This window comes from Bradyrhizobium sp. NBAIM08 (assembly GCF_020193935.1).
GTDB classification, from domain to species: domain Bacteria; phylum Pseudomonadota; class Alphaproteobacteria; order Rhizobiales; family Xanthobacteraceae; genus Bradyrhizobium; species Bradyrhizobium yuanmingense.
In genome coordinates this window covers 92,439-107,168 of sequence record NZ_JADYVR010000014.1, presented here as the reverse complement: position 1 = coordinate 107,168, position 14,730 = coordinate 92,439, and the positions used below count along the sequence as shown (strand labels likewise).

General features: G+C 63.0%; 11 protein-coding genes and 3 pseudogenes. 11 read left to right on the top strand and 3 right to left on the bottom strand.

Annotated elements, in window-relative coordinates:
* Positions 1–329 precede the first annotated feature (329 nt).
* The 3 genes from I6F37_RS33190 (at position 330) to I6F37_RS33180 (ending at position 1,808) form a co-directional block, all read left to right on the top strand.
* Positions 330–572 (top strand): hypothetical protein, encoded by a 243-nt coding sequence (locus I6F37_RS33190; protein ID WP_225153872.1) that lies wholly within the window; start codon positions 330–332, stop codon positions 570–572.
* Positions 573–852: 280 nt separating this feature from the next.
* Positions 853–1,353, top strand: a complete 501-nt coding sequence (locus I6F37_RS33185; RefSeq protein WP_225153870.1) for a GIY-YIG nuclease family protein — start codon at positions 853–855, stop codon at positions 1,351–1,353.
* The gene (locus I6F37_RS33180) at positions 1,347–1,808 is read left to right on the top strand and encodes a hypothetical protein (RefSeq protein WP_225153869.1); all 462 of its coding nucleotides are present in this window, start codon (positions 1,347–1,349) and stop codon (positions 1,806–1,808) included. Before I6F37_RS33185 ends, I6F37_RS33180 begins: the two co-directional genes overlap by 7 nt.
* A 169-nt stretch (positions 1,809–1,977) precedes the next feature.
* On the opposite strand, the gene I6F37_RS33175 is transcribed toward I6F37_RS33180, so the two are convergent.
* Positions 1,978–2,193 (bottom strand): helix-turn-helix domain-containing protein, encoded by a 216-nt coding sequence (locus I6F37_RS33175; RefSeq protein ID WP_211959237.1) that lies wholly within the window; start codon positions 2,191–2,193, stop codon positions 1,978–1,980.
* A gap of 209 nt (positions 2,194–2,402) precedes the next feature.
* Here I6F37_RS33175 and I6F37_RS33170 point away from each other — a divergent pair, with 209 nt between their 5' ends.
* The 7 genes and pseudogenes from I6F37_RS33170 to I6F37_RS33140 all read left to right on the top strand — a co-directional run bounded on the left by I6F37_RS33170 (position 2,403) and on the right by I6F37_RS33140 (position 13,402).
* Positions 2,403–2,672 (top strand): hypothetical protein, encoded by a 270-nt coding sequence (locus I6F37_RS33170; RefSeq protein ID WP_225153867.1) that lies wholly within the window; start codon positions 2,403–2,405, stop codon positions 2,670–2,672.
* Positions 2,673–3,035: 363 nt separating this feature from the next.
* Positions 3,036–4,219: pseudogene (locus tag I6F37_RS33165) on the top strand (DUF932 domain-containing protein).
* A gap of 173 nt (positions 4,220–4,392) precedes the next feature.
* Positions 4,393–6,535, top strand: a pseudogene (locus I6F37_RS33160) (ParB/RepB/Spo0J family partition protein).
* 102 nt (positions 6,536–6,637) lie between these two features.
* The gene (locus I6F37_RS33155) at positions 6,638–7,051 is read left to right on the top strand and encodes a hypothetical protein (protein WP_225153865.1); all 414 of its coding nucleotides are present in this window, start codon (positions 6,638–6,640) and stop codon (positions 7,049–7,051) included.
* A gap of 275 nt (positions 7,052–7,326) precedes the next feature.
* On the top strand, positions 7,327–11,076 hold the full coding sequence (locus tag I6F37_RS33150) for a strawberry notch family protein (protein WP_225153863.1): 3,750 nt from the start codon (positions 7,327–7,329) through the stop codon (positions 11,074–11,076).
* Positions 11,076–12,143, top strand: coding sequence for a toprim domain-containing protein (locus I6F37_RS33145; protein WP_225153861.1), 1,068 nt, complete (start codon positions 11,076–11,078; stop codon positions 12,141–12,143). The genes I6F37_RS33150 and I6F37_RS33145 overlap by 1 nt, the downstream gene beginning before the upstream one ends.
* A gap of 329 nt (positions 12,144–12,472) precedes the next feature.
* Positions 12,473–13,402 (top strand): DUF2493 domain-containing protein, encoded by a 930-nt coding sequence (locus I6F37_RS33140; RefSeq protein WP_225153859.1) that lies wholly within the window; start codon positions 12,473–12,475, stop codon positions 13,400–13,402.
* Between the two features lie 110 nt (positions 13,403–13,512).
* On the opposite strand, the gene I6F37_RS33135 is transcribed toward I6F37_RS33140, so the two are convergent.
* Both I6F37_RS33135 and I6F37_RS33130 read right to left on the bottom strand, forming a co-directional pair.
* Positions 13,513–13,719 (bottom strand): hypothetical protein, encoded by a 207-nt coding sequence (locus I6F37_RS33135; RefSeq protein WP_225153858.1) that lies wholly within the window; start codon positions 13,717–13,719, stop codon positions 13,513–13,515.
* Positions 13,719–14,120, bottom strand: a complete 402-nt coding sequence (locus tag I6F37_RS33130) for a hypothetical protein (protein WP_225153856.1) — start codon at positions 14,118–14,120, stop codon at positions 13,719–13,721. Before I6F37_RS33130 ends, I6F37_RS33135 begins: the two co-directional genes overlap by 1 nt.
* A gap of 166 nt (positions 14,121–14,286) precedes the next feature.
* Between I6F37_RS33130 and I6F37_RS33125 the strand changes: the two are divergent.
* A pseudogene (locus I6F37_RS33125) lies at positions 14,287–14,708 on the top strand (transposase); the annotation flags it as partial.
* Between the last annotated feature and the right edge of the window lie 22 nt (positions 14,709–14,730).

Below are 14,730 nucleotides of genomic sequence, written 5' to 3'. Positions count from 1 at the left end.
TTTCTACCCATACATATATCACCCAGATTTGCGGCTCACGAAGGTGGCGCCTGGACAACGAGGGGGGTTCGTCTAAAGTAGCTTGATATCGCCATCCTCCTCAGTAGACACCATCACACCTCTGGCGCGCTCGCGTAGCGAGTACATCACGTGTTCCATTGGCATAACGAGCGGGACCATCAGTTTGACGACGTGATATCCCTCTTCATCGTTGTTATTTCAAACGGCTTACGCTTCTTCGTACTCATCACAGCCCTTATGATCTGGGACCGCGGTACTGCCTGCCGATCGGCTTCAAGCAGTCACCCGCACTTGCCAGCCTAGTTCTGATGCGCTCGCCCGTCGTGGCAATGGTGGCGCAAGCTGAGCAGGCCGGAGCGTTCGTTTCAATCTATTCCGATGTTCTCATTTGTTCTGCAAATGACGAGGCGCTGCTCGAAGCACTGTATGACGCATTTCTCGCGGCGTTCGCGGAAGCGAACCTAACGCCCAATCCGACCAAGCTCGTCCCACCCGCGGAGACGCGCTTGTTGTGTTCAACTGCGATCTTCGGCACCGGTTTGCGCAAGTGACGCCAGATCGCATCGCCGAATACTTGGCTGAACCGCGCTCGGCTGCATCGCTGACCTCGTTCGCGGCTACTGCGTCAAGGTCTCGGAAGCGAACATCTAGAACGGCCTCGCACCGAGGCTGGTCAGTTCCCCAACTTGGCACGGGTCCCCTGCGACTTCACAAATACTCGCGATCCAGAGGGAATGTTCCGGCCTTGTATTGTGGAGGGCGCAAAGATCGGTGGCCGTTGACTCAGTCAAAGCCGTATACTCACTACCCGATTCGAATAAGGACCCGATCATGGGCACGTTTCTCCGAACAAGTTTGGTGTCCAGTGCTGAATTTTGGGCAGCATTCCACGAAGGTGGAGCGGTTTATTTTATCCGGGACGCGCAAGCCGACGCGATAAAGATTGGACACTCACTCGATCCCAATAATCGACTTTCAGATCTTCAAGTCGGCTGTAGCGGAAAGCTCGAACTGATCGGAGTGATCGCTGCCGCTAAAGAGATTGAGCGAATTGTTCATGGCCAACTTCGCGAAGGACGCATTCGGGGAGAGTGGTTCCACGACCGAGGGGTCACATCCCAGTGGCTTCACGACATGACGCAGGGAGAGCCAATGTACAGACAAGTCTGGAAGCTCGTGCCGGGACGGGAGTTCATCATGATGTGGGACCCCGTATCCAAAACTCACACCAAGCATATTTGGGAGCCAGCGTTGGAAGAATGGGTCCCTCCGTTTCCAAAAACGTCGGACGACGCATCGTCGAGGCAAGCGGGAGAATTATTGTCATGTTGATCTTTTTGGGCGAGGGATACGTCAACCTCGATCACGTAAAGAAGCTGCAATTCTCCTCGGATGGGACAACGGCGAACGTCCATTTTGCGGACGGTTCTTCCGAAACGCTCTCGTGTCATTCCGCGACGCGGCGGACCGTCTGCGATTCTACCGTGATCCAGGCGAATCACGGCTTCTCACTTCTTTCGCTGCAGGATTTCGCAGGCAGAGGCCCTCTCAAATTGTCCGAGGAGGTGATAATCGCGTTTCGAGTGCCCCGGTCAGGCTTCTATGCGGCCCCCATAACGATTCACGGCGAGGTCGAAAGAGATACGACTCCTTGGCACTGGGCCATTAGGCGGCCGAACGGGACCGTGAGCTCGCCTGAAGGAGAGGATTTCAGCGACAGCGAAGAATACTTCGCGGAAATGCAGAGAAGGTGGCGCGAAAACTCGCCAAAACGCAAAGTAGCGTAGCCTGACCAAACGTCGGGCACGTCATATGTACTGCATACGCACAGCGAGAACGGACCAAATGGGTTAGTGTACATCAGACAATTCATTAGCATCCAAAATATCCACGCTAACCAGCTCAATCATAAGGAGGCGGTAGTAGATGCTTTCCTGGTCGCAGTCGTTCCTAACGCTAGCTCATGTCCAGTCCTTTCGACGCGCGACAAACCACAAGATTCCTTCTATCCCATGACTCAAGTTCGTCCACCGGATATAAGACGGCTTTGCCGATCTTGACATATGCGGGTCCGATTCGCATCGCCCGCCAGTTCCGCAGCGTGCCCACGGTGACCTCGCCACGGTATCGTGCAGACACTTCCTCGGGAGTAAGGAATTTGGCGTCCGCCATTCGTCTTCTCCATCACTTTACCGCATGAGGCGTCACGGTAGAGATGGCTGCGATGTTGACATCCAGAATGAGGGAAGAAAACGATAATCTCGACGACCCCGTGGCTTGCCTCAAACGCGGTCGGCTTGGAGCGTCGACAGTCGCAGGATGGCGTGACGGTGCGTAGTAAAAATACTTGCGCCTCGCGGTCGTAGGTAGACGAGGTTTCGATGGCTGCGGGCCGCGTGCGCAAGGAAAACTATCAAGTGATACAAAATGGTCGCGCGCCGGTCGCTCAAAGGTGGCTGGGTTTCAGGATCTTGCTCGGAGACAAACCACCACCGACCAGCCTGTCCGTTGCAGAAGCGTTCTCGTGCTTGCGGATCAGGAACGAGTCGATCGCATTTGAGATCAGTTGCTCAAAAACAACATACCGGTTCGAGCTAATCTTCGTATTCTTGATGCTGCCGATATCGAGCGTCGTTTGGTTTCATCGCTGACGTGGTGATCTCTGAAGGGTAGTTCAGATGATGTGCGGGACATCAAGTCAGGCTGCCCTATGGTAATGTTGGAAGTACCCGCAAACCGGGACTAGTTTTCCGTTCGCCTCGTTTGCGGTGCACTAAACTTTCCGAGCAGATCCATCGGGGTACGCGACCTGTTGCTCTGATGACATTCTGAACGCCGCGGGAAGACCCTTGAGGGGAAAGCTTTCCCCTGCGCCCGAACCTGTGTTCTCGGCCGAGCCCTTCTGCGGGGAGAACCCCGCAACGCCCCCATCAGAGTGAGAGGGCGGACGGGCTTCGCCGTGACGGGTTGAAGAACGGAGGAGAGGCCTCCGGCGCCTGTCGTGGAGATGACCCATGACCCAAGTCGAAGTTGTGAGCGCAGCCGCATCGCGTGAGTGGCTACAAGGTGGACGTGACCCGCGGGACGCGCGTCGGCCGAGTATCGTCGGAATGGTTCTCGCGGCCAGCGGACGAGCGCTATCTGTCCCTCTCGAACCTCCATTCCGCCGTGCGTGGACGGACCGAGCGAAGTCGGACCCGAACCGTCGAGAGCGCTGCAATCCGAGTTGAGGCCAGCCGCGACGATGCCGAGGGCCTGGCGCTGGTGCTGCCCGGCTCTGACACGCCAATTGCACCGACTCACTGGAGTTTCGGCCAACTCGCCAGCCTGGCCGGAGCGCCAGCGGACTACCTCCGGCAGCTTCCGGCACCGCTGGCCGGCATCAATCTGCAGTACGGCCTGACCTCCCATTCCGCCGAGCAGGTGAAGACGCTCGAGATCGAAGACGGTCGCGTCGAGCTTCGCGCTGTTACGGGCCCCGAATATGGGCGCATATTTGGCCACGAACTTGTGGCGGCCATTCAGCGCATCGCCGGCAATGGCAGGGGCGATGCGCGCTGGAAGACGCCTGGCGTGCTCGACTGGTCGACTGGCGTCTACAATCCGAACCCGGGATACGACGACGCTCTACGCCTCCGATCGTGATGTCTTCCTGTTTCCTGGTCGACGACCTAACCCCGATCGAGGACGGCCGGCTTCGCGACGGCTCGCCGGACCTCTACTTCCGTGGCTTTTACCGCTGGAATTCCGAGGTGGGCGCGAAGACGCTCGGCATGGCGAGCTTCTATCTTCGCGCCGTCTGCCAGAACCGCAATCTTTGGGGCGTCGAGGATTTTGAGGAGATCACCATCCGCCACTCCAAATACGCCGCCTCACGGTTTGCCCACGAGGCGGCCCCGGCGCTGGCCAGCTTTGCCAATTCCTCACCGATGCCTTCGTCAACGGCATCAAGACGGCCAGGGAGAAGGTCGTCGCCCGCACCGATGACGATCGTAACGAATTCCTGCGCAAGCGCGGGTTCTCTAAGACCGAGACAGCGAGGATCATCGAACGGGTGTTGTCTGAGGAAGGGCGCAAGCCCGAAAACGTTTTCGATTTTGTGCAAGGTATCACAGCGGTTGCGCGGGGCAAAACCAATCAGGACGCACGACACGATCTCGAGGCACGCGCGAAGAAACTGCTCGACCGCGCAGCCTGATACCCGGAAAGCCGGAGATGCGGAACGGCGTGTCTGGCGGCTTCATGCCCTTCCGTTCGTACTGATCGTCGGTTTGCGGCGCGGCCCTTGAGAGGAAGAGGGCCGCGCTGCGCTTCGTGACGGGTTGGAGGACCAAAGAGAGTCTTTGGGCCGCCCGTCGCGGAGTATCACCCATGGCTAACGCCGTTAAGAAGATCACCCTGTCGTCCTCGCGCGACATTCCCTTCAATAAGCTGGCGCTCAGCCAGTCGAACGTCCGGCGCGTGAAGGCCGGCATCTCCATCGAAGAGCTGGCCGAGGACATCGCCCGGCGTACCCTGCTCCAAAGCCTCAATGTCCGTCCGGTCCTCGACGCGGAGGGCGCCGAGACCGGCATGTTCGAGATCCCGGCCGGCGGACGGCGCTACCGTGCGCTGGAGCTGCTCGTGAAGCAAAAGCGCCTGGCTAAGACCGCGCCGGTGCCTTGTGTCGTACGCGACCCGGCGACCGACATTCTCGCCGAGGACGACTCGCTTGCGGAGAATATTCAGCGCGCGCCGCTACATCCGCTTGACCAATTCCGGGCATTCCTGGCTTTGCGCGAGAAGGGGCAGTCCGAGGAGGATATCGCCGCTGCCTTCTTCACGTCGGCTAATGTCGTGAAGCAGCGGCTGCGCCTCGCCGTGGCCTCGCCAGCGCTGCTCGAAATTTATGCCGACGATGGCATGTTGCTCGAGCAGTTGATGGCTTTCACCGTCAGCGCAGATCATGGACGCCAGGAGCAGGTCTGGCAGGCCATCTCCGGCTCTTGGCACAAGGAGCCCTATCAGATCCGCCGCATGTTGACGGAAAAGACGGTGCGTGCCTCCGACCGGCGCGCCGTATTTGTGGGTATCGACGCCTACGAGACGGCCGGTGGCGTGGTGCTGCGCGACCTGTTCCAGTCCGACGATGGCGGCTGGCTTGAGGACGTTGCTCTGCTCGACGGCCTGGTTGCCGAGAAGCTGAAGGTAGAGGCGGAAACGATCGCCGCCGAAGGTTGGAAGTGGATCGAGGTCGCGATCGACTTCCCCTATGGCCATACGCGCGGCTTGCGCGAACTGGACGGTGTGCCCGCCGATCTCACCACCGAAGAACGGGCGACCATCGAGGCGCTCGAGGCCGAATATGCCACACTCGAAGCCGAGCATGACGGCGCGGATGAGCTTCCCGATGAAGTTGACCTGCGCCTTGGCGAAATTGAGACGGCTCTCGCCGCATTCAATGATCGACCCGCCATCTATCAGCCGGCCGACATCGCCCGCGCGGGCGTGTTTGTCGGCATCGACGCCGAGGGCAAGCTCTTGGTTGATCGCGGCTACGTCCGACCCGAGGACGAAGTGCCCGTGACCGAACCGGAGCAGGGCACGGGCGGTGAACCTGTCGCCGCGGCCATGGATGGCGACGAACCATCAGCACCGGCTGTCCAGCGCGCCGTCATCACCATCGGCGGGCAGGTCGCGGATCCCGAGGACGAGGATGACGATGCGGTGAAGCCGCTGCCGGACCGTCTTCTGACCGAGCTCACGGCGGAGCGGACACTGGCGCTGCGCGACAAGCTGGCGATCACCCCTTCGGTCGCTTTCCAGGCGGTGCTGCACAAATTCTGCCTGGACGTGTTCTCCCGCTATTCCTCCTTTGCTTCGGCGATGGGTCTCCGTGCGCAGCGCGAGTTTTCCGGTGCAGGCGCAAGAGTTGAAGGACACTCCGGCGGCCAAGGCGATCGACGCGCGCCACAAGACCTGGGAGGAGCGCTTGCCGAAAGACAAGTCCGATCTCTGGGACTGGCTCACGGCTCTCACGGGCGACGAGCAGGCGGCGCTCTTTGCGCACTGCGCCTCATTTGGCGTCAACGCGCTCTACGAGAAGGGCGACCGCTACGGCGGCGGCGCCACCCCGCACGCCGTCGAGCAGCGGATCGCGGATGCGAACCGCATCGCTCTCGCCGTCGACCTCGACATGGTGGCGTCCGGTTGGCGCCCGACCGTCGAGAACTATCTCGGCCGGGTCCCGAAGCGCCGCATCCTCGAGGCGGTGGGGGAGGGGGCCGGCGCGCGAGCTGCCCAGCTCATCGACCATCTGAAGAAAGGCGACATGGCCAAGGAGGCCGAACGGCTCCTGGCCGGGACCGGGTGGTTGCCCGAACCTCTGCGAATGGCCGACGTCGACCAGGCTGCGAGCGCCGACGCCGTGCAGTCTGAAAGCGATAACGAGGCGCTGCCGGAATTCCTCACCGGCGACGACGAGGAAGCTCCGGCCGATGAAGCGGACGAGCCGCACATGATCGCGGCCGAATAACTCGACCGCGCGTGCCGGCTTCGGCCGTCCCGCGTCTCTTCACTACCAATCCACCCCAAAGCCCGGCTCCCGCCGGGCTTTTGCATTATTATGGAGGCTCTCGTGCCCCTTTTCACCATCGAGACGACCTATCGCCTGCGGATCTATCGGCAGCGAACTTACGACGCCGAAACGCTCGACGAAGCCTGCGATCTTGCGATCGCCGACGAGGGCTGGGACGACAACAAGTCAAACGTTGAAGCGTCCGGCGATATCTATGTCACCGGTGCCTGGGAAGGCCAAGACGCCGCCCATATCGGCCGGTCCCTGTCGTTTCCCTCACGTTTTGACGAGCAGGTCCAGCGCAAGGCCGACCATTTCGAGGTGCTGCTCGGTCTGCTTAAGATCCTCGCTCACGCTCCGGAGGGAGGCTCAGCGGATGTCGAGCTTTGGCGTCGGCGGGCGGAGGCCGCCATCGCGAAGGCCGAGGCCATTCTCGCGGCCGAAAACGATCCGATCGAGGGAGCTGCGTCATGAGGCAATACATCGTCACCGTCGTCAAGCACGACGCGAGCTACCTCGCAGAAGCCGCCGCCGAGGCTGACGACGGCTAAGGTTGGCCTTCTTGGCAGTTTGGATACTGAGGAATGCTCTGTGCGCGGCGCCCTGCCATCCGGTGGGGCGCCGTATCTCATGTCGGGCACCGCCTTGATGCTGAGAGCGAGAGGGCTGCCGGAACGGGTTTGAGCCGGTCCGGTCCAGAGAGAGCGCCGATCGGCTCGCCCGTTCCCGCTCTCCTTAAGGCTTCCTCCATGAATGACCTTTCTCCGATTGCGGCCGACCAGCTCGCGCCGATCTCGCCTGCATACGCTCCCGGGGGCGCCACCAGCGTCATTATCGCTGCGGCTGAGCAGATCCTCCCACATCTCGAACGTGGTCGACGCATCGACGGCGCAATTCTACGCGCCGCCATGGAAGTGGCCTTCGGCGCATCCGATGCGACGGGCGCCTGGGATTGGAAGATGGCCTACGACGCCTCTGAAGCTGCCACCGTGCTGTTCCTGCGCAAATACGGAAAGGCGCTCTTCCGCAAAGCCGCGTCTCCGGCTTTACGACTTTCCGCCTTGGACAAGATCGCGGGGCTTCTGCCGACCCATACGCGCCGCTCTGCCGAAAGCGAGACTTTCCAGCAATTTTCGACGCCGCTCCCGCTCGGCCTGGCTGCGCTGACCGCGGCCGCCATTTCGGCGGCGGATCGCGTGCTGGAGCCGTCCGCAGGCACCGGGCTGCTTGCCATCCTCTCCGAGATCGCCGGGGGCCGGCTCGTGCTGAACGAACTGGCTGAGACCCGGGCGACGTTGCTCTCTTCCCTCTTTTCGGCCACTTCCGTCACGCGCTTCGACGCAGCCCAGATCGACGATCACCTCGACCCCGCCGTCGTCCCGAGCGTCGTGCTGATGAACCCGCCGTTCTCGGCGATGGCGAACGTTTCCGGCCGGATGGCCGACACGGCGTACCGTCACATCGCCTCGGCCCTGGCGCGTCTCGCTGATGGCGGCCGGTTGGTCACGGTCACCGGCGCAAACTTCTCACCCGAAGCCTTAGCCTGGCGCGACGCCTTCGCCCGATTGCAGGAACGCGGCCGCGTGGTGTTCACCGCCGCGATCGCCGGCACGGTCTATGCCAAGCACGGCACCACGATCGAGACCCGCCTCACCGTCATGGACAAAGCGCCGGCCGACGACCCGAACGCGTTCCCGGAGTCGCCGGGAATGGCGCCCGATGTCGCGACGCTGCTCCGCTGGATCGGCGACCACGTTCCACCTCGCCTGATCGTCGCATCAACCGCCACGCTTCCTATGTCAGCCTCGCGGGCGCTTCGCACCATGCGTGGCTATCTCGCGCGGGCCGCCGCGCAGTCGGTCAATGCGTCGGTCGCCGATCCCGAAGCCGTGGACCTCGTCTATGAGACAATTGATTGGACGCCGCGCGAGGGCGCGCGCCTCAGCGACGCCATCTACGAGGAATACCGGCTGCAATCGATCCGGATCCCCGCCGCACAAGCGCACCCGACCAAGCTGGTGCAGGCGGCAGCGATGGCCTCGGTCGCGCCGCCGAAGCCGAGCTACAGGCCGCGCCTGCCTGCCGACCTTGTCAGCGACGGCCTCCTGTCCGACGCCCAGCTTGAGACGGTCATCTATGCCGGCGAGGCGCATGGCAATTATCTCGCCGGCACCTGGACGGTAGACGAGACGTTTGACCTCGTCACGGCCGCCCGTGACGACGCACCGAACGCCGTCCGCTTCCGTCGAGGCTTTATGCTCGGCGACGGGACCGGCGCCGGCAAGGGCCGCCAGTCCGCCGGCATTATTCTCGACAACTGGCTACAAGGCCGGCGCAAGGCTGTTTGGATCTCGAAGTCCGACAAGCTGCTCGAGGACGCGCAGCGCGACTGGTCGGCGCTAGGCATGGAGCGTCTGCTGGTCACGCCGCTGTCGCGCTTCCCTCAAGGGCGCGAGATCCGGTTGGCCGAAGGCGTCCTATTTTTAACCTACGCTACGCTGCGGTCCGACGACCGCGGCGAGAAGCTTTCGCGCGTCCGGCAGATTGTTCAATGGTTGGGCTCCGAGTTCGACGGCGTCATCATCTTCGACGAGAGCCATGCCATGCAGAATGCCGGTGGCGGCAAGGGCGAGCGGGGCGATGTCGCGCCCTCGCAGCAGGGTCGTGCGGGCTTGCGCCTTCAGCACGCGCTGCCCAATGCCCGCATTGTCTATGTCTCGGCGACAGGCGCCACCACGGTCCACAATCTCGCCTATGCCCAGCGCCTTGGGTTGTGGGGCGGCGAGGATTTTCCGTTCGCCACGCGCGCTGAGTTCGTCGAGGCGATCGAGGAGGGCGGCGTTGCGGCGATGGAGGTGCTGTCCCGCGATCTTCGCTCGCTCGGCCTCTACACCGCCCGCTCGCTTTCCTATGACGGCGTCGAATACGAGCTCGTCGAACACCAGCTCACTGACGAGCAGCGGCGCATCTATGACGCCTACGCCGGTGCGTTCGCCATCATTCACAATCATCTCGACGCGGCAATGCAGGCCGCCAACATCACCGGTGAGACCGGCACGCTCAATCGCCAGGCCAAGTCGGCCGCGCGCTCGGCCTTCGAGTCCGCCAAGCAGCGCTTCTTCGGCCATCTGCTCACCAGCATGAAGACGCCGACCCTGGTCCGCTCGATTGAGCGGGACCTCGCCGAGGGCTATGCCGCCGTTATCCAAATCGTGTCGACCGGCGAGGCGCTCATGGAACGGCGGCTCGCCGATATCCCACCTGAGGAATGGAATGACGTGCGCGTAGATATCACGCCGCGCGAGTACGTGCTGGATTACCTCGCCCATTCCTTCCCTGTGCAGCTCTACGAGCCCTTCACCGACGCCGAGGGCAATCTCTCGTCGCGGCCGGTCTTTCGCGACGGCCAGCCGGTCGAAAGCCGTGAGGCGGTTGCCCGGCGCAATGAGTTGATCGAGCGGCTCGCTTCGCTCCCGCCCGTTCCCGGCGCACTCGATCAGATCGTGCAGCGTTTTGGCACGGACCTCGTGGCGGAAGTGACCGGACGTTCGCGGCGCGTTGTGCGCCGGGGTGACCACCTTGCCGTCGAGAACCGTTCGGCCTCCGCCAACCTCGCAGAGACCGCCGCCTTTATGGATGATTTGAAGCGCGTGCTTGTCTTCTCGGAGGCTGGCGGCACCGGCCGCAGCTACCATGCCGAACTCTCGGCGCGGAATCGCCGGCTTCGTGTCCACTATTTGCCCGAGCCGGGCTGGAAGGCCGATGCTGCGATCCAGGGTCTCGGCCGAACGAACCGCACCAACCAGGCGCAGCCGCCGCTCTTCCGCCCCATTGCGACCGACGTGAAGGCGGAGAAGCGCTTCCTCTCGACCATTGCCCGCCGCCTCGACATGCTGGGTGCCATCACCCGCGGCCAGCGCCAGACCGGCGGCCAGGGCCTGTTCCGGCCCGAGGACAATCTTGAGAGCCACTACGCCCGCGATGCGCTGCGCCAGCTCTATCTGCTGCTCGTGCGCGGCAAGTTGGAAGGCTGCTCGCTCCAGACCTTCGAAGGCGCCACGGGCTTGAAGCTCATGGACGCGAACGGCGTCAAGGACGAGCTGCCGCCGATCACGACGTTCCTGAACCGGCTGCTCGCGCTCACCATAGACCTGCAAGGTGTGCTGTTCACGGCGTTCGAGCAGCTCCTCAATGCCAAGGTCGAGGGCGCCATTGCCAGCGGTTTCTACGATGTTGGCCTAGAGACCCTGCAGGCCGAGAGCTTCGTCGTCACGGATCTGCAGCTCCGTCGTGTCCGCGTGATGGGCGCCCATCGCATCGAGCTGTCCGGCTTCACCGATACGATGCGTGACCGGCTGCGCACCTACGGTCTCTTCAGCGAGATCATCTCGTGGAAGCTGCGCATGTTTGTGCCGACGGATGCGACCGGTGCCGCGGTGTTGGCAAAGGTGCTCGACCACTATCCGGTCGCGCGCATCGACGAGCGGGAGGCCGCCTGATGGCCCGCGACAGCGCCTCTGAACTGGCCCGCCGTCTCGCGCGTGACGCCGAGGCGGTGTGCCGCCATTACCTGTCCAATGGGCGGCGCCAGGGCCGCTACTGGATGATCGGCGACGTCCGCAATACGCCCGGCCGATCGATGTTCGTCCGGCTCAGCGGACCGGAATCCGGTCCTGGCGCCGCCGGGCATTGGCGAGATGCCGCCTCGGCCGAACATGGCGATCTCCTCGACGTAATCCGCGAGAGCTGCGGTTTCACTAACTTTCGCGACGTCGCCAATGAGGCACGACGCTTTCTAAATCTGCGGCGTCCAGAATTGGAGCATGAGCCAAACCGCCTCCGGTCGACAAAATCGCCCGCGCCACTCGGGACGCCAGAGGCGGCGCGACGACTCTTCGGTATGTCGCAACTGATTACAGGCACGCTCGTAGAAGCGTATCTCCGCAATCGCGGCATTACGGCTTTGCACGAAACCGAAAGTCTGCGTTTTCACCCACGTTGCTACTACCGGCCCGACGACCACAGCCCGACCGAGACCTGGCCGGCGATGATCGCCGCCGTCACCGATCTGAACGGACACCTCACTGGCGCACATCGCACCTGGCTTGACTCCGACGGCTTCAGCGAGATGACGCTAGGCAAGGCGCTGATCGACACGCCGAAACGGGCGATGGGCGAGCTGCTTGGTCACGCCGTTCGATTTGGCGTAGCTGGCGAAGTCATGGCGGCCGGCGAGGGCATCGAGACGATGCTGTCGCTCCGCAGCGTCCTGCCGGCCATGCCGATGGTCGCAGCCCTCTCGGCAGCGCATCTCTCCGCCATCCTCCTCCCGGACACGCTGCGCCGGCTCTACATCGCCCGCGACGACGATCCTGCCGGCGACGGCGCCATGGCGATCTTGATCGATCGGGCGCAGGAGGCCGGCATCGAGGCAATCGTGATCTCGCCACAGCTTGGCGACTTCAACGAGGATCTTCGCCTGCTCGGATTTGACGCCCTTCGGGCCGCAAGCCGCGTACAGATCGCGGCGCAGGACGTCGCGCGCTTTATGGAGCTGGCGGCTTAGCCGAAACGGGATGAGGGGCGACGCGGCCGCTTCGTTACCGCATGGTCGGTGATCGTGTTTCCCCTCGGCGCCAGAGGACCGCATCCACGGCGTTCTGGAGAGGGCGATCGGGCAGCAGGCGGCCCGGACCGGCAACCTCGTGGGCCGACTATTTTCCGTCGGCGGCAGAGCCGCCTTTACAGCGCGAGACAAAATAGTCGGCCCCCTTCGGTCCTCCGCCAAGGCTCCGGCCCTCCGCTGCGCTGCGGGTGCAAGTCCGTTCCGACTGCCGCTTTCGTCGCCATGAAGGCCGCGATGGGCGCGGTCGATCCGACGAGGAAAAAACCGCAATGACCGCCGACCACGACAACGATTTCGAGCCGCACCACAGCTCATCCCCGACCGACCAGGTCCTCCAGGAACTCCAGCTCCATGGCTACCGTCCCTTCCACGATGATCCCGATCCCCGGGGGCTTCCTGAAGCGCGAATCCTCGCCGGCAGCGTCGCCGACATCTTCGATGCCCTGGTGGTGGCGCTGTCCGATACCCGTCTTGAGCCCGACCTCGAAGACCTGCTCTGGTCGATGGTAAACGTCTTCCATCGCGCCATCGACAGGATCGAGCGCGAGCTCGACGATAACGAGCTGGCCCAGCAGCGCTCGCAGCGGGAGCAGGACGGCAGCGAAATCAAATCCGTCGAGCTGGAGCGTCTGACGGCGGAAGGGAAGACATTGATCGAGCGACGCAACGCCTTCGAGCTGATGCGCGACCAGGCCGCCGACGAGTTCGAACGCCATACTCATTCCGCCTGGCGGCCGCGCAACGGGTCAAAGGTCAACCACCGCAATCTGACCTCAGCCATGATCGACAGCCGCGATTTCCTGACCGCGAAGAAGCGCGCCGACACCCAGGTGCTCATGCCGCCCGGCCCGAAAGTGGCGCTGACCGGCGGTCTCGACTTCAACGATCACCGGTTGATCTGGGCTAAACTTGACCAGGTGCACGCCAAGCATGTGGACATGGTGCTGCTACACGGTGGATCTCCAAAGGGCGCCGAGCTAATCGCCGCCAAATGGGCCGACAACCGCAAGGTCCCGCAGATCGCGTTCAAGCCCGACTGGACGAAACACGCCAAGGCCGCTCCGTTCAAACGCAACGATGCGATGCTCAACGAGCTGCCGATCGGTGTGATGCATTTCCCGGGTACGGGAATCCAGGACAATCTCGCCGACAAGGCCAAGAAGCTCGGCATCCCGGTCTGGAAGTTCGGCGGCGCGTGAGCGCTGCCGCAAATTCTAAAGCCCCGAACTCGCTCAATGCCGCTGGTTGTGCGACGGGCTGCGGCCCCCACGGGCGGGCCGCCCGGTATAGGGTTCGCTCAAACCTTCGTTCAGATCACAATCTCGAGCAAGGCTCTCCCGCTCTCGTCCTCGCGCGCAGCCTTTATTACGTCTCTGACGTCGAGGGCGGTGTTGGTGATGGTCCATCCTTGCAAGCCGGAGGTCTGCCGTACCTCCTCATCGCTCGCGGCAAGAATTTCCTCGCCCAGTGCTTCGAGCAGGCGGGCCAGATCGCGGCTTGGATGCCAGCGTGTCATCACTTGCTCCAGTTCCGTTGGTCGCGCAGCAGGGGGCGTCGCATTCGTCGTCGCGTCGTGTCGTAGTCGAGCTCGGATATCCTGTCGCTCTTGTAGATCTCCCTGGCCGCCAGGCAATCGGCCATGCCCGCGATGATCTTCAGCGCCAGCGGGTCGGATTCGAACAGCCGATAGACGTTGGCCAGTGTCTGTGCGGCGGCTAGGATCCGCTCCTGATCGGGCGCCGCATCGGCCTCGTCATCGGGCCCGCTGCGCTGGTCCGGATCATCGCGGCTTACAAGTAGCCTTCGCTCGAGTCGCGCACGCCGCCAATGGTCGTTGCAGATGCTGCGCATCACGCCCGACAGGAACGCTAGAATGGGACGTAGGCTGGCCGGGGGAGCCGTCGAGGACGCGGGCAATCGCCTCGTGGAGGATGTCGCTCCAGCCGAGGCCTCCTGGCAGGTCACAGCTCCGCAACCGTGCCAGCGCTTTTAGCCGCACCAGCTCGCTATCGGATAGGGCATTGATCGCGGCCGCTGCATCGGCCGCGTCATTATAACGTTTAAGCGCTTCAGGTTTTGAACGCACGCCGGCAAGAGCGGCCGGCGCATCGTCTCCGCCGCCGCGTTTGCCCAGGACGACGCTGAAGCAGCGCGTGCCCAATGGCGAAGGGTCGCCGACCAACTGCGGCCCAAATTGCCCAAGCTCGCCAGCTTCCTAGATGAGGCCGAGACCGACGTGCTCGCCTATATGAGCTTCCCGGCCGCACACCGGGTCAAGCTGCACTCGACCAACCCGCTCGAACGCATCAACGGTGAGATCAAGCGGCGGACCGAAGCGGTCGGCATCTTTCCCAATGAGGACGCCATCACCCGTCTGGTCGGCGCGATCCTGCTCGAGCAGAATGACGGGTGGGGCGTCGAGCGTGGACGCTATATGACACTGGAAACCATCGCTCCCCGTTGGGCGATGATCCCGCCGTCAGCCTTCCGACTATCGCCAGCTGACCGATCCGGCCCATGCCGGCGA

Coding starts and splice junctions, on each gene's coding strand:
- I6F37_RS33180 (WP_225153869.1), top strand. CDS start 1,347: ATGTTGATCTTTTTGGGCGAGGGATACGTCAACCTCGATCACGTAAAG.
- I6F37_RS33175 (WP_211959237.1), bottom strand. CDS start 2,193: ATGGCGGACGCCAAATTCCTTACTCCCGAGGAAGTGTCTGCACGATAC.
- I6F37_RS33185 (WP_225153870.1), top strand. CDS start 853: ATGGGCACGTTTCTCCGAACAAGTTTGGTGTCCAGTGCTGAATTTTGG.
- I6F37_RS33190 (WP_225153872.1), top strand. CDS start 330: ATGCGCTCGCCCGTCGTGGCAATGGTGGCGCAAGCTGAGCAGGCCGGA.
- I6F37_RS33140 (WP_225153859.1), top strand. CDS start 12,473: ATGACCGCCGACCACGACAACGATTTCGAGCCGCACCACAGCTCATCC.
- I6F37_RS33170 (WP_225153867.1), top strand. CDS start 2,403: ATGGCTGCGGGCCGCGTGCGCAAGGAAAACTATCAAGTGATACAAAAT.
- I6F37_RS33145 (WP_225153861.1), top strand. CDS start 11,076: ATGGCCCGCGACAGCGCCTCTGAACTGGCCCGCCGTCTCGCGCGTGAC.
- I6F37_RS33150 (WP_225153863.1), top strand. CDS start 7,327: ATGAATGACCTTTCTCCGATTGCGGCCGACCAGCTCGCGCCGATCTCG.
- I6F37_RS33135 (WP_225153858.1), bottom strand. CDS start 13,719: ATGACACGCTGGCATCCAAGCCGCGATCTGGCCCGCCTGCTCGAAGCA.